This window comes from Streptomyces phyllanthi (genome assembly GCF_009377205.1).
GTDB lineage: Bacteria > Actinomycetota > Actinomycetes > Streptomycetales > Streptomycetaceae > Streptomyces > Streptomyces phyllanthi.
The window spans coordinates 1-24,196 of record NZ_VJZE01000105.1 but is presented as its reverse complement, the minus strand read 5'-3'; the positions used below and the strand labels follow the sequence as shown (position 1 = coordinate 24,196).

23 protein-coding genes are annotated in these 24,196 nt (G+C 70.1%); 7 read left to right on the top strand and 16 right to left on the bottom strand.

Annotation, left to right across the window (positions count from 1 at the left end; translation table 11 throughout):
• Positions 1 to 4 precede the first annotated feature (4 nt).
• Positions 5 to 1,192, bottom strand: a complete 1,188-nt coding sequence (locus FNH04_RS17380; protein WP_152785221.1) for a PucR family transcriptional regulator — start codon at positions 1,190 to 1,192, stop codon at positions 5 to 7.
• Positions 1,193 to 1,540: 348 nt separating this feature from the next.
• Between FNH04_RS17380 and FNH04_RS17375 the strand changes: the two genes are divergently transcribed.
• Positions 1,541 to 2,476: a dienelactone hydrolase family protein gene (locus tag FNH04_RS17375; protein ID WP_152785220.1), complete on the top strand. Its 936-nt coding sequence runs from the start codon at positions 1,541 to 1,543 to the stop codon at positions 2,474 to 2,476.
• 242 nt (positions 2,477 to 2,718) lie between these two features.
• Here FNH04_RS17375 and FNH04_RS17370 read toward each other — a convergent pair whose 3' ends face one another.
• The gene (locus tag FNH04_RS17370) at positions 2,719 to 4,572 is read right to left on the bottom strand and encodes a S9 family peptidase (RefSeq protein ID WP_152785219.1); all 1,854 of its coding nucleotides are present in this window, start codon (positions 4,570 to 4,572) and stop codon (positions 2,719 to 2,721) included.
• A gap of 129 nt (positions 4,573 to 4,701) precedes the next feature.
• Here FNH04_RS17370 and FNH04_RS17365 point away from each other — a divergent pair, with 129 nt between their 5' ends.
• The gene (locus FNH04_RS17365) at positions 4,702 to 5,103 is read left to right on the top strand and encodes a nuclear transport factor 2 family protein (protein WP_152785227.1); all 402 of its coding nucleotides are present in this window, start codon (positions 4,702 to 4,704) and stop codon (positions 5,101 to 5,103) included.
• A gap of 85 nt (positions 5,104 to 5,188) precedes the next feature.
• Positions 5,189 to 6,034: an SURF1 family protein gene (locus FNH04_RS17360; protein WP_322723213.1), complete on the top strand. Its 846-nt coding sequence runs from the start codon at positions 5,189 to 5,191 to the stop codon at positions 6,032 to 6,034.
• A gap of 69 nt (positions 6,035 to 6,103) precedes the next feature.
• Here the strand turns inward: FNH04_RS17360 and FNH04_RS17355 are convergent, their stop codons facing one another.
• The 4 genes from FNH04_RS17355 to FNH04_RS17335 form a co-directional block, all read right to left on the bottom strand.
• Positions 6,104 to 7,402, bottom strand: coding sequence for a hypothetical protein (locus tag FNH04_RS17355; protein ID WP_228031449.1), 1,299 nt, complete (start codon positions 7,400 to 7,402; stop codon positions 6,104 to 6,106).
• Positions 7,399 to 7,998, bottom strand: a complete 600-nt coding sequence (locus FNH04_RS17350) for a SigE family RNA polymerase sigma factor (protein ID WP_152785218.1) — start codon at positions 7,996 to 7,998, stop codon at positions 7,399 to 7,401. The genes FNH04_RS17355 and FNH04_RS17350 overlap by 4 nt, the downstream gene beginning before the upstream one ends.
• A gap of 845 nt (positions 7,999 to 8,843) precedes the next feature.
• Entirely contained in the window at positions 8,844 to 9,929 is a 1,086-nt protein-coding gene (locus FNH04_RS17340) for an aspartate-semialdehyde dehydrogenase (protein WP_152785216.1), read from the bottom strand.
• Entirely contained in the window at positions 9,929 to 11,206 is a 1,278-nt protein-coding gene (locus FNH04_RS17335) for an aspartate kinase (RefSeq protein ID WP_322723211.1), read from the bottom strand. Before FNH04_RS17335 ends, FNH04_RS17340 begins: the two co-directional genes overlap by 1 nt.
• 315 nt (positions 11,207 to 11,521) lie before the next feature.
• Here FNH04_RS17335 and FNH04_RS17330 point away from each other — a divergent pair, with 315 nt between their 5' ends.
• Positions 11,522 to 12,343 (top strand): response regulator transcription factor, encoded by an 822-nt coding sequence (locus FNH04_RS17330; protein ID WP_322723210.1) that lies wholly within the window; start codon positions 11,522 to 11,524, stop codon positions 12,341 to 12,343.
• Positions 12,340 to 13,719, top strand: a complete 1,380-nt coding sequence (locus FNH04_RS17325) for a HAMP domain-containing sensor histidine kinase (RefSeq protein ID WP_152785215.1) — start codon at positions 12,340 to 12,342, stop codon at positions 13,717 to 13,719. The genes FNH04_RS17330 and FNH04_RS17325 overlap by 4 nt, the downstream gene beginning before the upstream one ends.
• 76 nt (positions 13,720 to 13,795) lie before the next feature.
• Here FNH04_RS17325 and FNH04_RS17320 read toward each other — a convergent pair whose 3' ends face one another.
• The 7 genes from FNH04_RS17320 to FNH04_RS46565 form a co-directional block, all read right to left on the bottom strand.
• Positions 13,796 to 14,302: an SgcJ/EcaC family oxidoreductase gene (locus FNH04_RS17320; protein WP_152785214.1), complete on the bottom strand. Its 507-nt coding sequence runs from the start codon at positions 14,300 to 14,302 to the stop codon at positions 13,796 to 13,798.
• 296 nt (positions 14,303 to 14,598) lie between these two features.
• Positions 14,599 to 15,177: a Uma2 family endonuclease gene (locus FNH04_RS17315; protein ID WP_152785213.1), complete on the bottom strand. Its 579-nt coding sequence runs from the start codon at positions 15,175 to 15,177 to the stop codon at positions 14,599 to 14,601.
• 50 nt (positions 15,178 to 15,227) lie between these two features.
• Entirely contained in the window at positions 15,228 to 15,452 is a 225-nt protein-coding gene (locus FNH04_RS17310) for a hypothetical protein (protein WP_152785212.1), read from the bottom strand.
• Positions 15,453 to 15,847: 395 nt separating this feature from the next.
• Positions 15,848 to 16,108 carry a DUF397 domain-containing protein gene (locus FNH04_RS17305; protein WP_322723209.1) on the bottom strand — a complete coding sequence of 87 codons (261 nt, stop codon included), beginning with the start codon at positions 16,106 to 16,108 and terminating at the stop codon, positions 15,848 to 15,850.
• Positions 16,101 to 16,739 carry a DUF5753 domain-containing protein gene (locus tag FNH04_RS17300; protein WP_322723208.1) on the bottom strand — a complete coding sequence of 213 codons (639 nt, stop codon included), beginning with the start codon at positions 16,737 to 16,739 and terminating at the stop codon, positions 16,101 to 16,103. Before FNH04_RS17300 ends, FNH04_RS17305 begins: the two co-directional genes overlap by 8 nt.
• The gene (locus FNH04_RS49015) at positions 16,694 to 16,915 is read right to left on the bottom strand and encodes a helix-turn-helix domain-containing protein (protein ID WP_322723207.1); all 222 of its coding nucleotides are present in this window, start codon (positions 16,913 to 16,915) and stop codon (positions 16,694 to 16,696) included. The genes FNH04_RS17300 and FNH04_RS49015 overlap by 46 nt, the downstream gene beginning before the upstream one ends.
• Positions 16,916 to 17,013: 98 nt before the next feature.
• The gene (locus FNH04_RS46565) at positions 17,014 to 17,184 is read right to left on the bottom strand and encodes a hypothetical protein (RefSeq protein WP_194236713.1); all 171 of its coding nucleotides are present in this window, start codon (positions 17,182 to 17,184) and stop codon (positions 17,014 to 17,016) included.
• A gap of 254 nt (positions 17,185 to 17,438) precedes the next feature.
• Here FNH04_RS46565 and FNH04_RS17295 point away from each other — a divergent pair, with 254 nt between their 5' ends.
• Positions 17,439 to 21,923 carry a wHTH domain-containing protein gene (locus tag FNH04_RS17295; RefSeq protein WP_152785211.1) on the top strand — a complete coding sequence of 1,495 codons (4,485 nt, stop codon included), beginning with the start codon at positions 17,439 to 17,441 and terminating at the stop codon, positions 21,921 to 21,923.
• Here the strand turns inward: FNH04_RS17295 and FNH04_RS17290 are convergent.
• The 3 genes from FNH04_RS17290 to FNH04_RS17280 form a co-directional block, all read right to left on the bottom strand.
• Complete coding sequence (locus FNH04_RS17290) at positions 21,916 to 22,575, bottom strand: DUF5063 domain-containing protein (protein WP_152785210.1); 660 nt, start codon at positions 22,573 to 22,575, stop codon at positions 21,916 to 21,918. The genes FNH04_RS17295 and FNH04_RS17290 overlap by 8 nt on opposite strands.
• A complete protein-coding gene (recR, locus tag FNH04_RS17285; RefSeq protein WP_152785209.1) occupies positions 22,568 to 23,167 on the bottom strand; it encodes a recombination mediator RecR in 600 nt (199 codons plus the stop codon). Before recR ends, FNH04_RS17290 begins: the two co-directional genes overlap by 8 nt.
• Positions 23,168 to 23,286: 119 nt before the next feature.
• Positions 23,287 to 23,628 carry a YbaB/EbfC family nucleoid-associated protein gene (locus FNH04_RS17280; protein WP_322723206.1) on the bottom strand — a complete coding sequence of 114 codons (342 nt, stop codon included), beginning with the start codon at positions 23,626 to 23,628 and terminating at the stop codon, positions 23,287 to 23,289.
• 309 nt (positions 23,629 to 23,937) lie between these two features.
• On the opposite strand from FNH04_RS17280, the gene FNH04_RS17275 reads away from it, so the two are divergent.
• On the top strand, positions 23,938 to 24,196 hold a 259-nt coding region (locus tag FNH04_RS17275), incomplete at its 3' end, for an SLATT domain-containing protein (RefSeq protein WP_322723205.1).

Genomic DNA, 24,196 nt, shown 5'->3' with positions numbered 1-24,196 from the left:
TCCCTCATCCCTGCTTCGCCTGTGCCTCCCTCGCCCCGCTCCTCCCCTCCGCGTGGATCAGCCACGTCAGCGTCAGCATCAGGTCCAGACGGTGGGCCGGATCGTGGGTGGGGTGGCCGGTGAGTTCGGTGATACGGCGGAGGCGGTAGCGGACGGTCTGTTCGTGGATGTGCAGGCGGTCGCCGGTGAGGACCGCGTTGTCGCCGCACTGGAGATACGTCAGCAGGGTGACGAGGAGCGGCGTACGGCGGCGGGCGGGCAGGGCCAGGAGCGGGGCCAGTGACGCCGACGCCGTGGTGTCGATCAGGTCCTCCGTCAGCGCCCCCGCCAGCAGGGCCGTGTGGTCGGCGGCGCGGGCCGGGCGGTCGGCATCGAGGATGCCGCGCTCGACGAGGGCGATCGTGTGCCGGGCCCAGCGCAGGGACGTGGCCGTACGGGCCGGTGGCACCGTCGGGCCGATCGCCGCCGGGCCGAGGCGGCGCAGCAGCGTCGGCAGCCAGTCGCCGCCCGGTGAGTCGGGGTCGGGGACGATCAGATACGGCGTCGGGGCGTCCCAGTCGGCCAGCACGTCCGGCGGCAGGATCCTGCTGCGGGCGGTCCCCCCGTTCGGCTTGAGGGGCGAGCCGCCCGGGCGCAGGGCGACCACCGCCAGCGTCGCCGGCAGCTTCCACTCGGCCGATCTGGCCTGCTCCGCGATCGCCTCGGGTGCCGACGCCGGCTCACGGACCAGCAGGTCGCGCAGCCGGGCGCGACGGCGTTCGCGGTCGCTCGCCATATGGCCCTGCTGCCGGGCGTACCCCTGGGCCCCGGCATCGGCTGCTCTGGCCAGCAGCTCGAAGAGGTGGTCCGTGAGGTGGGAGAGGGTCTCCTTGGGCCAGCCGAAGCGGTACGCGTCCTTGATGAACCGGCGGCAGGCGACCTGACTGCTCAGCCGCAGCGCCGTCTGGAGGCGGTCGACTCCCCGGCCTCTGCGGGCCGCCTCGGCGCCCAGCCGGGCGTACAGCGCGGCGAGTTCGCCGACGTCCGGGTCCTCCTGGCCCAGCGAGTCCACGAAGAAGGCGACGGTCTCGCGGATGACCTCGTGGACGACCTGGGCGTACTCGCCGTCCAGGGGCCGTCCGGCTTCGAGGCTCCGCATGCGCACATGCCGTTCGATCTCCTCCACCGCATCCGCCAGGTGCGGACGGAGCATGGCCGACAGGTGCGGTCCTGCGACGGTGAGCGGTGCTAGCGGCACTAACGGTGGGTGGGTGACGGTCACGAATTCCCCCTCCGGGTTCCGGCGGGCTCCTCTGCCCCGGATGCTCCTCGCGTAACGCGCGTCGCGTCAACTCACCTGGGTGACAAGGACAGTTGGCTCAGTTGTCCGTCACGAGCCAATCTTGCGCAGATCGGTGCGAACCCTGTGGCGAACCGACAAGTAACCCGCGTAACTCCCCGTTCTCCCGTACAGCGCTACCCGTGGCCCCGCTCTCACGATTCCTCTCGGTAACGGACTCCCCCACGGGATCCCCCCGCCCGTACGAGAGGACGAAGCGTGATGAGAACAGCGCTGAAGAAGCGGCGGACGGCACTGCTGGCCGCGAGTATCTCGCTGGCCGCCCTGCTGGGCGTCTCCACGGCCCAGGCGGACACGGCCACGTCGTACGAGAAGCGGTACGGCGTGTCGTCCGTGGCCGCCGTCGACGCGCAGCAGAGCCCCTACGAACGCGGGCCCGCGCCCACCGAGGCCAGCGTGACGGCCTCGCGCGGGCCCTTCGCCATCAGTCAGTTGACCGTGCCTCAGGGCAGCGGGACCGGGTTCAAGAACGGCACGATCTACTACCCGACGTCCACGGCCGAGGGCACGTTCGGCGCGGTCGCCGTCATCCCCGGCTTCATGTCCCCGCAGGCCGTGATCCAGTGGCTCGGCCCGCGCCTGGCCTCGCAGGGGTTCGTGGTGTTCACCCTGGACACCTTCAACGGCCAGGACTTTCCCCAGGACCGCGCCAAGCAGCTCCTCGCCGCGCTCGACTACCTCACGACAAGCAGCGCGGTGAAGAACCGGGTCGACCCGGGCCGCCTTGCGGTCATGGGCCATTCGATGGGCGGTGGGGCCAGCCTGTGGGCATCCGCGAACCGGCCTTCGCTCAAGGCCGCCGTACCGCTGGCACCGTGGGAGGTCGACAGCTCCTGGGCACAGGCGGACAAAGTCCCCACGCTGATCATCGGCGGTCAGTCGGACGCGGTCGCACCCGTCGACTCGATGTCCATCCCCTTCTTCACCAGCATCACGGCACCGGAGAAGGCCTACCTGGAACTGAAGAACGGTGACCACTTCGTGCCCGCGGCCGAGGGTCCGGTCGTCGCCAAGTACGCGATCTCCTGGCTGAAGCGGTTCGTGGACCTCGACACCCGCTACGACCAGTTCCTGTGCCCGGCTCCCGCGCCGGACGCGAACATCAGCCAGTACCGGGCCACCTGCCCCCACACGTGAGTCCGGTGCGCTGACGGAGAGTTCGACGGACGTCCGAACGGAGATCTGACGGAGCCCACGCGGTGACCCCGCGTGGGCTCCGCGTGGGCTCCGCTGGAACCTGGCGTACCAACATCCGGGCCGCGCTCACGGCCCGGCGGCTCAACCCGCGGCTGCGGCTCGTCCTGCGGCTCGTCCTCCGGCTCTGCAACCGGCGGTTGGGCCGGCAGGCCCCCGGCCGTCGGCCTGAACGGGCCTCGTCCTCACCCGCCGGACGGACTGGAGGTCGGCAAGTGCCGCTTCGCGAAGTCCAGTTCCAGTCTCACCTGCTTGATCCGTTCGTCCACCACCAGCGAGCCGTGGCCCGCGTCGTAGCGGTACACCTCGTGCACCGCACCCCGCGCCTGGAGGCGCTTGACGTAGTTGTCGATCTGGCGGATGGGACAGCGGGGGTCGTTCACGCCCGCCGAGATGTAGACGGGGGCCTTGACCTCGTCCACGTACGTCAGTGGTGACGATGCCTCGAAGCGTTCCGGGACCTCCTCGGGCGTGCCGCCCAGGAGCGTGCGGTCCATGGCCTTCAGGGCCTCCATCTCGTCGTGGTAGGCCGTGACGTAGTCGGCGACGGGGACCGCCGCGATGCCGAGCGTCCACGCGTCCGGCTGCGTGCCGAGGCCCAGCAGCGTGAGGTAGCCGCCCCACGAACCGCCGGTGAGGACCAGTCGGGCGGGGTCCGCGAAGCCGGAGGTGACCGCCCATTCCCGTACCGCCGCGATGTCCTCCAGCTCGATGAGGCCGACGCGGTGCTTCAGGGCGTCCGTCCAGGCGCGGCCGTAGCCCGTCGAGCCGCGGTAGTTGATCCGGATCACCGCGTACCCGTGGTCAAGCCAGGCCGCCGGTCCCGCCGCGAACGCGTCGCTGTCGTGCCAGGTCGGGCCGCCGTGGATGTCGAAGACCGTCGGGTAGGGGCCCTTCACGCCGATCGGCCGCTGCACGAGCGCGTGGACACGGCCGCCGGGGCCGTCCACCCACACGTCCTCAACCGGCAGCGAACCCGGGCACTTCAGGCCCGGCGGGTCGAGGACCACCCGGCCCGTCGTCGAGCGCACCACCGACGGCTCGGCGGCCGACGACCACAGGTACTCCACGCTGCCGTCAGGGCGGGCCGTCGCCGACGACACCGTGCCCTTGGGCGTGTCCAGCCGCTCCAGCCGACGGGAGGCCAGGTCGTAGCGGTACAGCTCGCTGCGGGCCTCGAAGCTGTGCGACACGAGAAGCGCGGAACCGTCCGGGTACCACTCGGCGCTCAGGTCGCCCGTCAGCCTCTCCGCGAGCCCCAGGTCGGTCTCCTCCCCCGAGGCGACGTCCCACACGAACGGCTCCCAGCGCCCGTTCCGCTGGTGTCCGACGAGCAGCCGGGTGTCCCCGTCGACCGGGGCGAAGCCCAGCACCTCCAGGCCCAGCTCGACCGTGCCGCCCTTGGTGTCGTCGAGCTCCGCGACCGTCGTACCGTCGGGCCGGAGCACGCGCAGCGCCGAGTGCATCGCGTCGCCGTGCTCGGTGTGCTCGATCGCGATCAGCGACCCGTCGTGCGAGAGGTCGCCGACGCCTGCCGACTCGCGGTGCCGGTAGATCACCACAGAGCCGTCGGCAGCATCCGTGCCCGCCCGGGAGAGGTGGATCGTGGAGCCGTCCTCGTCGGTCGAGCGGCCGATCACCGCCGTACGGCCGTCGCGTCCGATGGCCATGCCCGCCGGGTACGACGGCGCGAGGCCCGGTGCCGCCTCCTCGTCCGGTCCGCCGTGGAACGGCTGGCGGCGCCACACGCCGAACTCGTCCCCGTCCTTGTCGTCGAACCACCAGATCCACTCGCCGTCCGGCGCGAGCACACCGTCCGTCGTGCCGTTCGCCCGGTCCGTGACCTGGCGCTGCTCCCCCGTCTCGCGGTCCCACGCGTACAGCTCGTACGTCCCCGTGGCGTTGGAGACGAACAGCGAACGGTGGGGCGCGTCCTCCGCCCAGTCCGGCAGCGACACCCTGGGCGCGCGGAAGCGCTTCTCCCAGTCGGGCACCGACCGGGTCTGCTCCTGCGGGGTGGATCCGTTGCTCTCAGTCATGGCCCCATAGTGCCCGCACCGCCCGACACTCCGCTGCCGAGGGTCCCCAGCCTGTGGAAAACTTTTCTTCCCCGCAGGCCAGGGGCGATTGTCAGCGGGCGGGTGCACACTCGCGACATGACCTCCGACATGACCTCACGGACGACCGGTGTGCCCACGACCGATTTACGCGCGGCCGTCGAGCGTTTCTGGGCAGCGGCCGAGGCCCGTGACTGGACCGCGTTCGCGGGCACGCTGGCCGAGGACGTGGTGTACACGCTGCCGCAGACGCGCGAGCGGATCAGCGGGCTGGAGAGATACGTGCGGTTCAACCGCGAGTACCCGGGCGACTGGCATGTGCGGACCGAGCGCGTCGTCGCCGAACCGGACCACGTCGTCACGTGGACGCGTGTGACGGTGGGTCCGCGGGAGATGGACGCCGTCACCTTCTTCACGGGTGACGGATACGGCCGTATAGCCACCGTCACCGACTTCTGGCCCGAGCCGTACGAGCCGCCGGCGGGCCGCGAGCACCTGGTGGAGCGGTACTGAGCACCGCCCGACCGGTCGGCACAAGGGCCCCGGGAGGCCGACCCCGCGCCCCGGGAGCGCGTGGCGGCACCGTACCGTTGAGGGCGTGTACCGGTTCCTGCTGACGCCCCGATGGTGGGGGATCAACGTCTTCGTGCTGCTGGCCATCCCGTTCTGCGTGTTCATGGGGTCATGGCAGCTGGGGCGGTTCGAGGAGCGCGTGGAGAGCCACCGGTCGGCGGGCGAGCAGGCCGAGTCCGCGAAGCGCTCGGCGGCCCGGCCGCTGGACGAGCTGCTGCCCGTGGACCAGGAGACCTCCGGCGAGCGGGCCACCGCGACGGGCCGGTACGGCAGGCAACTGCTGGTGCCGGACCGGAAGCTGGACGACCGGCGCGGGTACTACGTGCTGACGCTGCTGCGCACCGGCGACGGCAAGTCGCTGCCCGTCGTACGGGGCTGGCTGCCCGGTGACGCGGACCCGGCCAAGGCACCCGCCGCGCCCGAGGGCGAGGTGACGGTCACCGGCGCGCTGCAGGCGTCCGAGACTCCCGGGTCGAACGGGGTGAGCGCGGCCGGCGGGCTGCCCGAGGGCCAGACGGCGGCGATCAGCGCGGCCTCACTGGTGAACCTCGTGCCGGACGACCTGTACGACGCGTGGATCACCCTCGACAAGGGCGACTCCGGTATGAAGGCGGTCCCCGCGACCGCGCCCGTGAACACGGGCCTGGACCTGAAGGCGTTCCAGAACCTCGGGTACACCGGCGAGTGGTTCGTCTTCGCCGGCTTCGTGGTCTTCATGTGGTTCCGCCTGCTGCGCCGCGAGGTCGAGTTCGCGCGCGACGCGGAGCTGGGGCTGGTCACCGAGGAGGAGCCGACGCGGGAGGACGGGCCGTCGCGGGAGGACGGGCCGTCGCGGGACGGCGAACGTGCCCGGGAGGCCGCCTCCCCCTAGGCGGCTGCCCGGGAAGCCGCCTCCCCCTGGGCGGCCGGGCCCCGGCCCGCTCGCGGCGGGCTCCCCCGCTCAGGCGCCTGCCAGCAACCCCGTGTAGTAGACCGTTCCCGCGCACGCGTTGGGCACCGTGGTCGCTGCCGAGGGTGCGCCGACCTGTGGTGTGTGGGAGACCACGACGCTGCCGTCGGCGACGCCGTCCTCGGTGACCAGTTGGGGCGACACTCCGTTGCCCTCGGTGGTGGTGCCGGCGTTCTCGCCGGTGTTGTCGGTGGGTGTCGGGGTGGGGGACGGATCGGTGCCGCCGCCGCCCGTGCCCCCGGAGGTGGGACAGGTTTCCGTCGGCACCCAGGCGAACTTCACCTCGTACGCGGCACCGGGCTGCAGGACCAGCTGAGCAGCGGACAGGGAGGGATCGGGCAGCCCGGCCGCCCTGTCGCCCGCCACATGGCTCGCCGTACTGATCTTGGACGGGTCCGCCGCGCCCTGCGCGGCCGCGCCCACACCACCCGCGCCGGTGACCGTACAGCTGGTGCCGGAGATGTTGGCCACCCGGAAGGTGCCGTACACCGCGCCGGCTGCGTCGGGTGAGCCCGCGCTCGCGGTGGCTCCGCCGAGCTGGGCCGCCGTACAGGCCGGGGGGTTCTCGGCCGAGGCCGTGGCCGCGGGGCCGGTGGCACCGCTGCTCGAACCCTTGCCCTGGTCCCCCTTGCCGTCGCCCTTGCCGGTGCCCTTGGACGAACCGGCGGAATCGCCCGACGAACCGGAGCCCGCGCTCGCGCCCTTGTCCTGGCCGTCACTGCCCTGCGTCTGCGAAGTGTGACCCACGTTGGACGGGTCGGCGTCGGAACCGGCCGAGTTCGAGACGTGTACGAGGGCCGGGATCGCCGTACAGACGAACAACGCGGCGGCCGCCATGCCCACGGTGGCGTGCCGCTTGCGGGCGCGCCGGGCGGGCACCGCGCGCCGCAGGTGCTCCAGCGTGCCGTCGCGGGGCTCGAGCTCCTCCACGGCCTCGTGCAGCAGCCTGCGCAGCGCCAGCTCGTCGGCCCCGAGCCCGCCCGGTCCGTCGGACTCGTCAGGTTCACCGGATCCGCCCGGTCCGCCCGGTCCTGCCCGGCCGGATGCGCCGCCCGCGAAGACGAGTGCCTCCAGCCGCGCCCGGCCGGGGGCGAGGCCGTCCTCGTCCTCCCCCCGGCCCGCGAGATCCTGGCCCTTGGGGTCCTGCTCCTCGGGACCCTGGCCGTGTTCCTCGGGGCCGTGCTTCACAGTTCCGTTCCCAGCGTGCGATGCGTTCTGTTCGTGCTCGTTCTGTTCGTGCTCGTGCTGTGCGTGCCGTTGGCTCTGTTCGCGCTCGTCGTGCCCACTCATGCCGGAGCCTCCATGGCGACCCGGAGGGCCGCGATGCCGCGCGAACCGTACGCCTTGACCGAGCCCAGCGAGATACCGAGCGTCTCGGCGACCTGGGCCTCCGTCATGTCCGCGAAGTAGCGCAGGACCAGGACCTCGCGCTGCCGCCGCTGGAGCCCCTTCATCGCCGCGATCAGCGAGTCGCGCTCCAGCTGGTCGTACGCGCCCTCCTCCGCGCTCGCCATGTCCGGCATCGGCTTGGAGAGCAGCTTGAGTCCGAGGATGCGGCGGCGCAGGGCGGAGCGGGACAGGTTGACGACCGTCTGACGCAGGTACGCCAGGGTCTTCTCCGGGTCGCGCACGCGCTTGCGCGCCGAGTGCACGCGGATGAAGGCCTCCTGGACGACGTCCTCGCAGGACGCGGTGTCGTCGAGGAGGAGCGCCGCGAGACCGAGCAGCGACCGGTAGTGGGCGCGGTAGGTCTCGGTGAGATGGTCGACGGTCGTGCCTGTCGCCGACGTCGTCTCCTCGGCGCCGTCACGCTGACTTGGAATGCGGGTGGGCCGCGCTGCGGGCATGGGGGCGATCACCGGCATGCCGCCGGGCGCACCGGGCATGCGGGGACGGCGGGGTGGGCGAAGGGCTGTGCCCCTCGCCTGTACCGCGGTGAAGTCGAGTACCTCTGCCACGCCAGTTGGACACGCGTCCCCCCACGGGGGTTGTACGGGACAGGCATCACTTTTACGTCAGCCTGCACCCCCGCCCACGTGCCCGACGATCTGTCCGACGGTGCACCGGACGGCGTGCCACATGCCCACATGCGTACCAGCTCTTCCCCTATGCCCGTTTGCTTTGGCGTTCGGCCCCCCGAAGGGCGTTCGCAAAGACGCTCCCGACCCTCTGCGCGGTTGCGGAGAACAGGGAGGGAAAATCTTCGAATGCTCGGGGTTTCGAATCAAGTGGTCCGGACCACCTCCCTGGGCCACGGAAACCACACAGATCCTGCACATCGATGCGGTTCCGCCCTTGCCGGATTTCGGTCGCGGACTGCCTGAAGCGAAGAACTTACACGAGGGCGCTCCGCTGGTCGGGCTGTGGTTCGCCTCGTGTGCCGGGTGCTGTTCGGCGGGCGGCTGCGGGTTCGTTGCGGCTGGTCGCGCAGTTCCCCGCGCCCCTGAAGAGCTCGGGCGCGCCCTGCATCACAACGCGCCGTCACCACCACACTCCGTCACCACAACGCGCCGTCACCACCGCACGCCGTCACCCGCACCGCGCCGCCATCACGGCACACACGTCCCCCGCACCGCATCGCACCGCAGAACCGCAGAACCACCGGACCGCAGAACCACCGGACCAAGGGCGGGGAGCCCCGGCGTGCCCCCGGCCCACCCGCTACGGTCAGGCGCCCCAAGTCGCGACGTGCCCGTGAACACCCTCGGGGATCCGCGGAACGCGTGCCCTCTCACACCCCGCCGCGCCCCATGAGCTCCGCTGCCACCAGTTCCGCGATCTGGGCCGTGTTCAAGGCCGAGCCCTTACGGAGGTTGTCGCCGCAGACGAACAGTTCCAGTGCCGTCGGGTCGTCCAGTGCCCGACGCACACGCCCCACCCACGTCGGATCCGTGCCCACCGCGTCGGCCGGCGTGGGGAACTCCCCCGCGGCCGGGTCGTCGAAGAGCACCACACCCGGCGCCGTGGCGAGGATCTCGCGCGCCTTGTCGACCGTGACCTCGCTCTCGAACCGTGCGTGCACGGTGAGGGAGTGCGTCGTGACCACGGGCACACGGACGCACGTCACCGCGACCGGCAGCGCGGGCAGCCCGAGGATCTTGCGCGACTCGTCCCGTACCTTCATCTCCTCCGAGGACCATCCGTCCTCGCGGAGCGAACCGGCCCAGGGGACGACGTTCAGAGCGACCGGCTCCGGGAACGGGCCCGTGTCGTCGCCCACGGCCCGCCGTACGTCACCCGGGTGCGTCCCCAACTCCGTACCGGCGACGAGCGAGAGCTGCCGCCGCAGGGTCTCGACGCCCGCGCGCCCCGCACCGCTCACCGCCTGGTACGAGGAGACGACGAGCTCGCGCAGCCCGAACTCGGCGTGCAGCGCGCCCAGCGCCACGATCATCGACAGGGTCGTGCAGTTCGGGTTGGCGATGATGCCGCGCGGGCGGCGCCGCGCGGCGTGCGGATTGACCTCCGGCACCACCAGCGGCACCTCGGGATCCATCCGGAACGCGCCCGAGTTGTCCACGACCACCGCACCCTTGGCGGCGGCGACCGGCGCCCACCGCTCGGCGACCTCGTCGGGTACGTCGAACATGGCGACGTCGACTCCGTCGAGGGCCTCCTCCGACAGGGCCACGACCTCGACCTCCTCGCCGCGCACGGCCAGCTTGCGGCCGACCGAGCGCGACGAGGCGATCAGACGGATCTCGCCCCAGATGTCCGCGTGCTGCGAGAGGATCTGGAGCATGACCGAGCCGACGGCCCCGGTCGCTCCCACGACCGCCAGCGTCGGCCTGCCGGTTCGCCCGGCATCCACGGCCATCAGCGGCCGGTGCCTCCGTAGACGACCGCCTCGGCGCTGTCGGAGTCGAGCCCGAAGGCCGTGTGGACGGCGCGGACGGCCTCGGGGACGTCGTCGGCACGGGTGACCACGGAGATACGGATCTCCGAGGTCGAGATCAGCTCGATGTTGACCCCGGCGTCGGACAGCGCCTCGAAGAAGGACGCCGTGACGCCCGGGTTGGTCTTCATGCCGGCGCCGACGAGGGAGATCTTGCCGATCTGGTCGTCGTAACGCAGCGAGTCGAAGCCGATCGCGGTCTTCGCCTTCTCCAGGGCCTCGATCGCCTTGTGGCCGTCGGTCTTCGGCAGCGTGAAGGAGATGTCGGTGAGGCCCGTCGACGTGGCCGACACGTTCTGCACGACCATGTCGAGGTTGAGCTCCGCGTCGGCGATGGCGCGGAAGATCGCGGCGGCCTCGCCCGGCTTGTCCGGCACACCGACGACCGTGACCTTGGCCTCGGAGGTGTCGTGCGCGACACCGGAGATGATGGCCTGCTCCACCTTCTGGTCCCCTTGCTGAATCGGCTCACTGCTGACCCACGTGCCCTGCAGTCCGCTGAAGGACGAGCGGACGTGGATCGGGATGTTGTAGCGGCGGGCGTACTCCACACAGCGGTGGAGCAGCACCTTGGAGCCGGACGCCGCCAGCTCCAGCATGTCCTCGAAGGAGATCCAGTCGATCTTCCGGGCCTTCTTCACGACCCGCGGGTCGGCGGTGAAGACACCGTCGACGTCCGTGTAGATCTCGCAGACCTCGGCGTCGAGGGCCGCGGCCAGCGCGACGGCGGTCGTGTCGGAGCCGCCGCGGCCGAGGGTCGTGATGTCCTTGCTGTCCGCGCTGACGCCCTGGAACCCTGCGACGATCGCGATGTTGCCCTGGTCCAGCGCCGTCCGGATCCGGCCCGGCGTGACGTCGATGATCCGGGCTTTGTTGTGGACCGAGTCGGTGATGACGCCTGCCTGGCTGCCGGTGAAGGACTGGGCCTCGTGGCCCAGGTTTTTGATCGCCATGGCCAGCAGCGCCATGGAGATCCGCTCTCCGGCGGTCAGCAGCATGTCGAACTCACGGCCGGTCGGCATCGGTGATACCTGCTCGGCGAGATCGATCAGCTCGTCCGTCGTGTCGCCCATCGCGGAAACGACCACGACCACCTGGTGGCCGTTCTTCTTCGCTTCCACGATCCGCTTGGCGACGCGCTTGATGCCCTCGGCATCGGCTACGGAGGAGCCTCCGTACTTCTGCACGACAAGGCCCACGTGCGCTCCTCGCTCAGTCCGTCTCTATCCGCACATACCCACGTACTGCGGTCGGCTCAGTCTATCGAGCGGCCGGAATCCGCCTCTGGGGTGCCGCATGGTGAGATGTCCCGCTCACGCTGTGACCACCCCGGATTTCTCCGGATTTCCGCCCGGAGCCCGCCGGGTTTTCCCTCGGCGGGTCCCGGCCGCTCCGGACCGTTACCTGCCCACCAAGGGGAGCACCACTCGGAAAAGTGCCCCGAGTCACACCCGCTATCGTTCAGTAAGGCCGTGCCCGCGGAGCCTCAACTTTCAAGCACTAAGGTTCGCTCCGTGCGCGTACTTCTGGTGGAAGACGACGAGCCGGTCGCCGAGTCGCTCCGGCGCGGCCTGCTGAGATACGGCTTCGAGGTGGAGTGGGTCACCACGGGCGCGGCGGCGCTGGCCGACGAGAGCCCGTACGACGTCGTACTCCTCGATCTCGGTCTGCCCGACACCGACGGCCTGGACGTCTGCAAGGCGCTCCGCGACCGCGGGGACGTACCGATCATCGTGATCAGCGCCCGCAGCGACGAGACGGACCGGGTGGTCGGTCTGGAGCTCGGCGCCGACGACTACGTGTCCAAGCCGTTCGGGGTCCGCGAGGTCATCGCGCGGATACGGGCGGTCATGCGCCGTATGCAGCCGCGCGTCCCCGAGGCCTCCGCGTCCGCGCCCGGCCCCGACCGCTACGGGCCGCGCCTGACCGTCGACCGCAAGGCCGCGCGCGTCCACCTGGACGGCGAGGAGGTCTCCCTCGCGCCCAAGGAGTACGACCTGCTCGCCTTCCTCACCGAGGAGCCGGGCGCGCTGATGTCGCGCGAGCAGATCATGGAGGCCGTCTGGGACGCCAACTGGTTCGGGCCGACGAAGACGCTCGACGTCCATGTGGCGGCGCTGCGGCGGAAGCTGGCGGGCGCGATCACGATCGAGGCGGTCCGGGGGGTCGGCTTCCGGCTCGTCGTGAACGAGGACACCGGGGCCGGCGCCCCCGGGCCGGAGGAAGGCAAGGCGTCCGGGCAAGGAGACGACAAGGCATCCGGGCAGGGAGACGTCAAGGCGTCCCGGCAAGGAGACGGCAAGGCGTCCCGGCAGGGTGACGGCAGCGCGTCATGATCCGTCAGCTCATCCGCAGTTACGTCCTGCTCGTCGCGGTCGCGATCGCCCTGTTCACCGTCCCGGTGGCGTTCACCCTCACCGACCAGCTCCGGGGCGACACCGGCAGCGCCGTCAACCGCGAGGCCACCACCATGGCGCGGCTCCTGGGCGCCGGGACGCCCGACGCGTGCAAGGCGCTGCGGGCGATGGCCAAGGCGTTCGAGGACGGTACGGTCGAGGTGACCCCCATCGAGGCCTGTACGCCGAACCTGTCGGCACCGGACCAGGACACCGCCCTGACCAAGGCCGAGGAGAAGGGCGAACCCACGACCGACTGGGGCTCCCCCTTCATATGGGGACCCAAGCTGGTGGTCACCGTTCCCGCTCACCAGCAGACGACAGAGGGGGCCGGCGACGAGGGGCCGGTCGTCGGGGCCGTACGGATCGTGTATCCGACCAACGAGATGACCATGCGGCTGTGGACGATCTGGGGCTTCCGGGCGATCCTCGCGGTGCTCGTGCTGGCCGTGGCCGCCCTGATCGGCGCCGTGGCGGCCCGCCGCCTGACCGCCCCGCTGCGGCAGCTCAACGACATGGCGAGCAAGCTCAGCGACGGTGACCTGACGGCCCGTTCCCCCGTGACGGGCCCCCAGGAGACTCAGACACTCGCCCGTACGCTCAACCAGGCCGGAGAGCGCCTGGACACGCTGATCGCCTCGCAGCGGATCTTCGTGGCGGACGCGTCCCATCAGCTCCGTACTCCTCTCACGGCGTTGCGACTGTCCCTGGACAACATCGCGGACGGAGTGGACGACGACTTCGTCAAGGAGGACGTCGAGCAGGCGACGGCCGAGGTCGTCCGGATGAGCCGCCTCGTCAACGACCTGCTGGTGATGGCGCGTGCGGAGGCGAAGGTCACGGCCGCGGAGCCGCTTCCGCTCCGGGACGTGATCGAGGAGCGGCTCGCGGTGTGGAGGCCGGCCGCCGACGAGCGCGGAGTCACCATCACGCTCAGGGGGAGTGCCGACGGCCGGCTGCTTGTGATGGCCAGCCCCGGTCATCTGGACCAGGTCCTGGACAACGTGCTGTCGAACGCCCTGGAGGTCTCACCGGACGGCGCGACGATCACGGTTCGGGTGGAGCCCCGGGGCGACGAGGTGGTGCTGTCCGTGCTCGACGAGGGCCCCGGTATGTCGGAGGCCGAGAAGTCCCGCGCCTTCGACCGCTTCTGGCGCGGCCAGGGCCTCACCGGCCGCTCCGGCTCCGGACTCGGCCTCGCCGTCGTCAAGCAGCTGATGTCCGACGACGGCGGGACCGTCGCCCTGGGCGACGCGCCCAGGGGCGGTCTGTGTGTGACGCTCACCCTGCGGGCGGCCCCGAGGGGCGGGGGCTGAGGCGACGGCGGGGGGATAGCGCCCGCGCTCAGCCCCCGGGCCTGGCGGGGTGACTGCCGCTGTACGCGACCGGCGGTCAGCCCTCGGGCATCACCGAGGAGTGGTGGTTGACGATCAGCCACTTCCCGTTCCGCTTCTCGTACTCGTACGTGTAGCGGGCCTCGACCACGCGCTTCTGACCGGTCTTCGGGTCGGTCAGCGTGAACTCGTACACGCCCGCGTCGAGGGCGGAGTTGTTGTCGAGGACGTTGACGTGGGTCTCGATCTTCTTGCCGACCGGCTTGTTCTCGAGGAAGTGCTCGAAGTAGTCGACGATCTCGGCGCGGTCGGTGCGGACGTTGTTGGAGACGGTGGGCAGCAGGATCGCGTCCTTGGCGTACAGGTCGGCAACCTTCTCCGGGTCACCGATCTGCAGGGCCGCGTTCCAGTTGTCGAACAGGGCCGTGATCTGCTTCTTGCCCGGCTTGGCCGGTGCGTGCTTCTGGTCCGGGGTGGCCACACTGATTCCGGCGGTCACCGTGGCTGCGGTGACGACGGCGGCGGCGGTGACGAGGGCGGCGCGTATGCGGGTCTTGCGAGTCATCGCTGTCTCCAGTGCGGATGAGGTGGGTGTCTCCCCGTCCGCGTTCTCTGCGGTGGGAGTGACTCCAGACTCGCCTCACGCCGGTTAGGGCCCGTGCAACGGACGTACAAGGGGAAGCCAGGGCAGGCCCAACTCACGTACGGTGAGGGCCCGTTCACGTTCCAGGTGCCCCACCGGCCGCCTCAGCGGGCCTGCTCCGCCGCGCCACAGCCCTTGAGGAGCGGGACCCCCGCCCCAAGCGACACCTGGGTGCAGCGGGCTACACCCAGGCTCGGGACCCGACGAAGTCGGGCGTCTCAGTCCGCCAGTTTCCTGAGGGGCTCGGTGTCCACGGAGATGTTCACGGGATCCGGGAGCTTGACGGTCGCGCCGAAGGGGAGTTTCTCCTCGTGCCGGTAGCGGCCGTCCTCCGGCTGGTTGAAGACCACGACCGAGCAGTCGTCACGGTCGATGAGCAGGTAAACGGGAATGCCGGCGGCCGCGTAGCCGTCGGGCTTCTCAACCCGGTCACGCTGGTGTGTGTCGGAGTCGTGCGACGTGACCTCGACAGCCATGAGCACGTCCTGTGCCTCCGACCAGTCCCCGTGCCCCTCAAGGAATCCGAACGGCGCGAGGACCCCGTCCGGGCGTGCCCGCCCCCTGCTATACCGCTCGACCTTCATGCCACGATCCCCGTAGAGCCAGAGCTCAGGACGATGCTGCATGCACAGCCTCTGCAACCAGGCGATGATCTGATCGTGGTTGCCGTCGGTCACGGGCTTGACCTGGACCCTTCCGTTGATGAACTCCAGCCGCACCGTCTCCGGGGCATGGCGCTCCAGTTCCTCGAACTCCTCGACGGACATCTGTGGCCGGTCCTCGGTCCTGGGGGTCATGGCGTCGCCTCCTCGACACCATGGTGCCCTGACCGGCGCGTCCTGCACGCTCACACGTCCCTCCCGTCCGGCGGACCCCCGGCAGGAGGGCCGCCTTGGTCGCCGTCTCCGGGGCCGAAGGGCCAGTCGGTCCGTGCATCGGCTGCGGCCGGCTCCTCCTCCGTGAAGGGCCCGTACTCGGCCTCGTACTCGTACATGGCCGCGAGTCCGGCGGCGCGCACCTGCTCACGGTTCGGATGGGTGCCGAGGTACTCCTCCACCGCGTTCGCCACCACAGCGTCGACCGATCGGCGAGCGGCCCCCGCATACGCGCGCAGCCGCTCGGCGAGGTCCGCGCCGAGTTCCGCTGTCAGACGCCCGCCCTCAGTCGGCTCGTGATGGCAGGGCAGGGCTAGGCTGGGCGTAAGCCACGATCGAGTCCTCTTCGATCCGTAGGTCCAGGCCCCGGAGCCGGTGTTGGTAGCACCGACCGGGGCCGATCTTTTGCTCGTTCGCCGCGAACCTGGAGCGGCTTTACGTTCCGACGCAAGCCGATCACGCAACGTCACCCTTTCGAGGTACGCCGCCTCAACTCACGTACGGACTTGGTTGGTTGGGTTGGTTTTTCAACCACCCAGAACCAGAAAAACCATGGGGAGGAGCTCGAAGCCCGAGACTCGGGGCCCGGGGCTCAAGCTCCGGGCCGACCTGCGGAAACGTCGGCGAGGAAGGCCGTCCACGCGGCCGCGGTGAGGTGGAGCCGGGGGCCCGCGGGGACCTTGGAGTCGCGGACGTGGACGGTGGTCCGGGGGGCGGGGAGGGCGACCTCGACGCAGTTGCCGCCCTCGTCGTCGCTGTAGCTCGACCTGAACCAGTCCAGCGCGACCTCGACGCAGGCGCCGCCCTCGTTGTCGCTGTAACTGGACTTGAACCACTTCAGCTGGTCACTCACGACTGTCCACCATCCGCTCGATGAGACGGGCCGACTCGTCGGGTCCGAGAGCCTGTGTGCGGATCATGCTAAGCCGCTCGGTGATCCGGCTGACAACACCCGGATCAGCCGAAAGCTCGCTGGCGAACGGCCCCTCGGTGAAGGCGAACCGCTCGTGGTCACGCGTTTCCAGCAGCACCATGGGCCCCAGGAGTGCGTCGCTGACAGCCCGTTCGAAGGGGAGCACCTGCAACACGACGTTCCGCAGGCGCGCCACCTCCAGCAGGCGGCGCAGTTGTTCGGTGTCCACCTGCGGGGCGCGCAGCACGGCCTCGTAGACGACGAAGCTCAGGCCCACCGGCGGTTTCCGCTCGGTGAGGATGGCCTGCCGCTCCATACGGGCGGCAACGCGCTCGCCCACCGTCTCCTCGTCCAGCGGCGGGATACGGCTGTCGATGAGGGCGCGCGCGTACCCCTTCGTCTGCAACAGCCCCGGCACGAGCGCGACTTCGTACCACCAGATACTGGTCGCCTCCCTCTCACGCTCCATGAAGTCCTGCGCCCGCGCCGGAAACCGCTCCCGGTTCAGGAACTCCTTGGCGGCACTCAACATCCCCTCCGCGCCGCACAGTTCGTCCGCCACGTCGAGCACGCGCGACGTCGGCCTCCGTACACCGCGCTCCAGGACGCGATGGTGTCCGGGGAGTAGTTGGCGGCGGAGGCGAGCTTCTCGCGGCTGACGTCCGCCCTCGTGCGCCAGCGTTTCATCTGGTCGCCGCTGTAACGCCAGGCCACGGGCGGCTGGTTGTTGCTGGGCGCATCCGACACGGTCACCACCTCCGACCGGCGCACTCCCCTGTGCACCTCTCCGACTCGCTACCGAGCGTAGCTTCACGCGCAGCTCTGTGTGACTGACTTCACGCTGCTCACCGCTTTCCCCGTACCGCCCTGACCACCTCGGCGACGGCGGTCAGAATCCGGGCCCGGTCCTTCGACTCGGTTCCGTCGAGGGCGGACCGGACGACCAGGACAGCTGCCACGGCGACGATCAGCAGGACGATGACGCTGCACACGGCAGCGACGAGAACGGGATCCATGACTGCTCCTCAGGGAACGTCGAACGACGCACATGTCGTGGACGACGTGGACAACGCGGACGATGACGAGGTCGACGGTGCCGAAGAGGAGTCGTTCGCCGGATCGGTAAATCTGTGCGAGCCGTGGTTACCGCGCAGGTCAGAGCAGTAACGTGGGAGATTCCGAGTCGGCCGAGTCGGCCGACTCGTGGCATGGGGCGGCACGGCGCACGCGTTCACGGGCACGAGGTACGAGGTACGAGGTACGGGGAGCCATGGCGGAACCGCTGGACTACGAGAAGGTGCTGGACAGGCTGCTGGAACTGGCCGGATGGCCCAAAGCCGCCACCGTGCGGGTGGAGATGGGCAAGGAACTGCCGGCAGGCCATCAGCCCCCGGCCGACAGCACCGTCGCAGACTGGGTGGCGCTGCGGACAGTTCCCCGCACCGACGAGCAACTGGAGCTCTTCCTGGCAGCGGTCCACCACCTCGCGAGGACAAGGCAGCGGGGCCCGGTTCCGCAGGTCACGGCCCAGCAGTGGCGCGGGATGGCGAAGCGCGCCCGGGCCAGGCGCGGGAGAACCCCGTGTGGCACCGGCCCCACTGCCCCTTCCGCGAGTCCCGCGCGTACACCGGGCCGCCGGGCGAACTGGCGCAAGGACGTGGCGGAGTGCGCGGCCTGGTATCTGCTGGAACCCGGTGGCGCGGAAGCGGAACCGGCTGGAGCGCTCAAGGAGCAGGCGCAGGAACTCGCCCAGCGGCTCGCGGAGTTGTACGACGAGGTACGCGGCACATTCGACGGCGACCCCTGGCGCGACGAGCACCTGGCACGGCGGATCTCCCGCCGGACGAATCAGCTCATCCATCTGCTCTGGCGCGGCAAGCCGGGCTTCCTCTCTCCCGCCGAGGCCGCGCTGATCGCGCTGCTCCCCTTCCTGCACCAGGTGCACCGAGCGCGTACGGCGGCCGAGCTGTCCCATGTCGACCCTGTGGACCTCGGGCAGTGGACCGCACCGGACGAGGACCGGCGGATGTACGAGGTACTACTGGGCGGGCACGAACGGCTCGTCCGGCGGGCGGAGTTGGGCGCTCTGGCGGAGGCGGGCGTTCTGTTGGACCGCCGGGACGGGCGGCCGGAGATCGGATGGTGGCTGTTCCACCAGTGGGCGGGACGGCAGCCGGGGCGGCTCCCGGACCTCCTGTCGGCCGTGGATACCCACGCCTCCAGCCTCGACGACCTCACCGTGCTCCTCGAACCGGACCTCTTGTCCCGTCTCCTGCACTGCGCGTACGCCGGCCCCTCAGAGCTCTTCGAGCACCTGGGCAAGGACCGCTTCCAACTCGACTTCCACGGGCGCGACTTCCAGGACGTACGCGAACGGCTGGTCGGCCCGCTCTTCTCGCTCGCCCACGCGATGGCGATCGAGGTCACGGGCCTCTCCTCGGTGATCGTCCGCCACGTCGGAATCCCGGAGGCACTGAATCCGGGCACGCTCGTGACCACGATCGAGAAGGCTTCCTGGCCTCCCCGGGGGGACGGGGACGGCATCGGGCTCAAGGCCGACTGCCGCCACCCCGCCGTGGTGGCCGCCCTCACCGAGCACACCCAGCGGTTCGAGTCGCTGCTGCGGGTCGTACGGCGCACGGGCGCGCCCGAGTTCGCTCGGCTGCCGCTGTACACCTGGGCCGACGAGATACGCGAAGTCGACGAGAAGGGCGTGCGCGTACCGGTCGGCGGGGTCATCCGCTTCCGGCTCGACGAGGAACGCGTCCAGGAACTCCTCATGGGCGAGAACCTCTACCGCGACCGCTCCCTCGCCATCCGCGAGCTCTACCAGAACGCCCTGGACGCCTGTCGCTACCGAAGAGCACGGTCCCGGGCCGCCGACGGCTTCGACTCCTACAAGGGGCGGATCGAGTTCACCCAGGGGTTTGACAAGGACGAGCGCCGCCACTACCTGGAGTGCCGGGACAACGGCGTCGGCATGGACGAGCTCACCCTGTCGGAGGTCTTCTCCAAGGCCGGAGTCCGCTTCACCGACCTCCCCCGCTACCGGGAGGAACGGCAGGAGTGGGAGGACCGCGGCATCACCCTGTCACCCAACAGCCGTTTCGGCATCGGAGTCCTCAGCTACTTCATGCTCGCCGACGAGGTGCGGGTGACGACCTGCCATATGGATCCCGTGGACGGCAGGTTGCGCGAGATAAGTGTCCTCATCACCGGGCCCGGCCATTACTTCCGGGTACGGCCGACGGGTCGCGCGGGGACGATCGGCACGACCGTACGGCTGTATCTGAGAGACGGCGACAAGGCTCCCTCGTGCGTCAGGGAACTGCGCAGGTTCCTCGGGATCGCCGAATTCGCAACCACCGCCAGTCACGAGGGTCAGCCGGTCAGGTGGGATCCGGGGATGATGCGCCCGAGGGAGCCCATGGGCCTGGAGCCCAACGGCTTCGAGGCCCACGGCAACCACGTGTCCTGGTCCGCCGGCCCGCACGGGGAGGACGGCCAGGTGGTCTGGTGCGAACACGGCGGAGGCATCCTCGTCGACGGCATCCACACCGAGCCCCGGGTACTGCGGGGCGTCCTGAGCGCCATGAGCGACTCGCGCCGACCGCGCGGAGTCGTGGTGAACCTCACCGGCAGGAGCCGGCCCCGGCGGCTCTCCGTGGACCGTACGGAAATCCTGGACGACGACCTCTGCGTGAATGTGGAGCAGTTGGTCAGGGACGCACTGCCGACACTCCTCTCGGCGGAGCCTGCGCTCCTGACCCATGAGTGGCTCACCGATGTCGCCCACCGCAACCTCCGGCTCGCCGACATCGTGACGGAGGCGGCCGGAGCGGCGGGGTACGAGCTGGAGCTGCACGGCACTGCCTCGGCGGTCGCCGTCGCCGGGTTCTTCCCTTCCGACGTCGAGATCTTCGGCAGGGACGATCTCGACGCGCCGCGGCCGTGGATCAGCACGTACGGCTCCCCGGACGATCCCACCCTGCTCTGGCGGCTGCTGGCCCACCGGCCCAACGCCATGCTGACCGCGCTGGCCGAGACCGTTCCGGAACTGAACCAGGTCGAGAGCGTGCTCCCCGCACTCCCTTCGGACAACTTCGCTCGAACTCTCGGCGGCCTCCGTCTGGGCGACCGCAGCTGGCCTGGCCAGCGCAATGCCGCCAGAACGGCCGATCCGGGACACGCGTTCTCCCTCGCCAGTGTGTGCGGGCTCTCGTACGAGAAGGCCGTGGCGCGTCTGGCCGAACTGCGCCTGCCGACTCCGGAGCCGCCCGACGCAGATCCCGTCGTCGATGAGATCCATCTCGCGCTCGTCAGTTCCGACCTGTACAGCCGTGCCGGGTTACCCTGGAGTCCTCTTCGCGCCGACGCGACAGTGCCTCCAGGGCATCTGCTCAAGGCCCACTTCGAGTTCGGCATCAGCGTCGAGGAGGCCGCCCTGAGGTTGAGGGCATTCGGTTTCCGGGTCCCGGAACCGCCCCCCTCCGCGGATGACATGGACGAGGCGGCAATCCGTCTGTTCAGCCGCGACCTGGACGGCCAGTACTCCTGGCTCGACATCGACGAGCCGGTTCTTCCGCAGCACCTGTACCGGGCGTACTCCGAACTCGGCCTCGGCATCGGCAAGGCCATCCAGTGTCTGACGGCGTTCGGCTTCAGCGTTCACGGGGCGAGCGCGATGACGGATGATCCGGACGAGAGCACGGTCCGCCTGTTCACTGACGGCAGCGTTCAGCTGATGGACCTCACGAAACCTGTCCCGGCCAGCCGTCTGCTCCAGATCGCCGCCGAGTTGGACCGACCGGTCGCCGAGGTGGTGCGAGAGTTCCGAGCCCATGATGTCGCCGTGGAGATCAGCCCCGTTCACGAACAACTGCCCCTTGACGTCCTCAAGGACAGCTCGGACTGGGGCCTGGACATCGGCGACTGGGGATACCTGTGCGACAGCGGGAAGGTCCTGCCAGGTCTGCTCGTCCACAGCGCGTCCCTCCGGGGCGCCTCCCTGGAGGAGACGGCCCGGCACTTCCAGACGCTGGGCTTCGAGACCCCTGCCACGCTGCCCCCGCAGACGGACGACACGGACGTGGTGATTCTCAGCCTCAACCTCACCGGAGGACACCCTTGGTGGAAGGAGGACGATTCCGTACCCGCCCTTCACGTGGCGCGGGCATCCCTCCACACCGGAATGCCACCGGTGGCAGTGGCTTCCCGGCTGCGCGCCTACGGTCTGCTGCCGCCGGACACGTCTCTTCCGGCCCAGCCCATGCCCGAGGGCGACTTCAGGGTCAACGCCTACTTCCGCGATCTGAGCCGGTATGGCAACGAACCGCTCGAAATGGGCAAGCCGGTCCCGCTGCACTATCTGGTGACCATCGCGCCATTTCTGTTCACGGAGCCCCGGAAGGTCGCGGAATGGCTGTCCGCGTACGGTTTCCAGGTCTCCACCGACCGGTTGGACCAACTGGACGAGGCCGATCGAGGACTCTGTCTGTCGTTGTTCCGTGGAGCGACGACTCTGCCGACCAGCTTTCCCCTGAACCTCGACGCACCGCTCAGCGACTTCCTTCAGACCTCCGAAGCGTCCCGCCTGCCCGCCCGTGAACTCGTCAAGCGGCTCGAACGCCTGGACGTGGACCTCGACCGGGTCCGCGAAGCCGTCCGAGCCGCCCTCCCAAAGGTTCCGGGACTGGTCATGAAGCCGGAGCAGGGGGCCGGGCCCGAGGCCGGACAGCCGCCAGACGCTACTTGACCTTCCGCAGGCCCAGCGGACCGGCGATCTCCTGGGCCATCACCGCGCCCGCCTCGAACTCGAGCGTGTCGTCGCCCACGCCCTGGTCGGTGTCCAGGCCGTCCAGTTCGGCGAGGGGCTGGTTCAGGCGGACGTGGGCGACCAGGGACTGGAGGGCGCGCAGGGTCGCGGAGGCCGTCGAGCCCCAGTTGGAGAAGTACGAGAACTGCCACCACCACAGGGCCTCGGTCGTACGGCCCGCGCGGTAGTGGGCCATGCCGTGGCGGAGGTCGGTGATGACGCCGGCGAGGTCGTCGGAGATACGGGCCGGAACGGGGGCCTTGCGCGGCTCGTACGGGTCGAAGACCTCGGAGTAGACGTCGATCGGGTCCAGCAGCCGGGCCAGGTTCTCGCGGAGTTCGTCCACGTCGGGCTCCGGGCCCAGATCGGGCTCGTACCGCTCCTCCGGCACGAAGTCCTCGTGCGCGCCGAGCCGGCCGCCGGCCAGGAGCAGCTGGGAGACCTCCAGGAGGAGGAAGGGGATCGCCGAGTCCGGCTCGTCGCCCTTCGCCACCTCCGTCACGGCGACGAGAAAGCTCTCTACCTGGTCCGCGACCTGGACCGCGAAGTCGTCCGGGTCCTGGTGCGTCGCGTGCAGCGTGGCGTCAGACATCTAGGAGTCGTCTCCCCTCGAAGGCGCGGCCGAGAGTCACCTCGTCCGCGTATTCCAGGTCGCCACCCACCGGGAGGCCGCTGGCCAGGCGGGTGACCTTGAGGCCCATGGGTTTGATCATGCGGGCGAGGTACGTGGCGGTGGCCTCCCCCTCCAGATTCGGGTCTGTCGCCAGGATGAGCTCCGTGACCGTACCGTCGGCCAGACGCGCCAGCAGCTCCCTGATCCGCAGGTCGTCGGGGCCGACGCCCTCGATGGGACTGATCGCTCCGCCGAGCACGTGGTAGCGGCCGCGGAACTCGCGGGTGCGCTCGATCGCGACCACGTCCTTCGGCTCCTCCACCACACAGATGACGGAGGAGTCGCGGCGCGTGTCGCGGCAGATGTTGCACAGCTCTTCCTGTGCCACGTTTCCACAGGTCGCACAGAAGCGGACCTTGGCCTTGACCTCCATGAGGGCCTGCGCGAGACGGCGTACGTCCGTCGGCTCGGCCTGCAGGATGTGGAAGGCGATCCGCTGGGCGCTCTTGGGACCGACGCCGGGGAGCCGCCCCAGTTCGTCGATGAGGTCCTGCACCACGCCTTCGTACAACGGACTGCCTGCCCTTCGTGGAGTCTTTCAGTTCGTACGGTAGTTGGCCCTCGCCCGTCTGAGGAAGGCAGGCCGGGATTCCGCGGGGCCCGGGAGGGGGTGCCGGGCGGCGGAAGGCGTCAGAACGGCAGGCCCGGAATGCCGCTGCCGCCCAGGCCCTGGGCGAGGGGGCCCAGCTTCTGCTGCTGGAGCGCTTGCGCGTTCTCGTTGGCCGCCTGGACCGCGGCGACGACCAGGTCGGCGAGGGTCTCGGTGTCCTCCGGGTCCACGGCCTTCGGGTCGATGACCAGGCCGCGCAGCTCGCCGGAGCCGGTGACCGTGGCCTTCACCAGACCGCCGCCCGCCTGGCCGTCCACCTCGGTCCTGGCGAGCTCCTCCTGCGCGTTCGCGAGGTCCTGCTGCATCTTCTGGGCCTGCTGGAGCAGCTGCTGCATGTTGGGCTGGCCACCACCGGGGATCACGATCAGCTCCCTCTCGCGGGTTGTGTCGGAGGTTGTCTTGCGGGTTCTTGCGGCTGTCTTGCGGGGTCTTGTGGGGCTGTCTTGCTGGGTCTTGCGGGTTTCCGCGTCTGGAACGAGCCTACGTGGTCTGCGTGGCCGTCGCCCAAGCACTCTTTCGAGTGATGTCACACGGAAACCCATACCTGATCAAGCCCCTCGTCCGGGCGGAAAAACGGCGAAAGCACCGTCGCCGCCGTCCGGTGGGCGCTAGGAAGGGGGCGGCCGGGTGTTATGCGGTCTCGTCGCGTCAGCAGCAGTAGGGAGTGCCTGGTGAGCCAGCCGGAGATGCAGCCCGAGGGAGCGTCCCAGGAGGGGCCGGACGACAGGCGGGACGACAGGCGGAGCGACAGGCCGAGCGACGGATGGAGCGAGGGCGCGGGGCCGTGGGCGGTCGGGCCCGAGCTGACCGGGCGGCCGTTTCCGGCGGGTGACTGGGGGGAGCCCGCGGAGCAGTTGGAGGAGCTGTACCGGTGGGTGGAGCGGGGGGCGCTGGAGACGGCGGCGTGGTATCTGGCGGACCGGGTGTGGA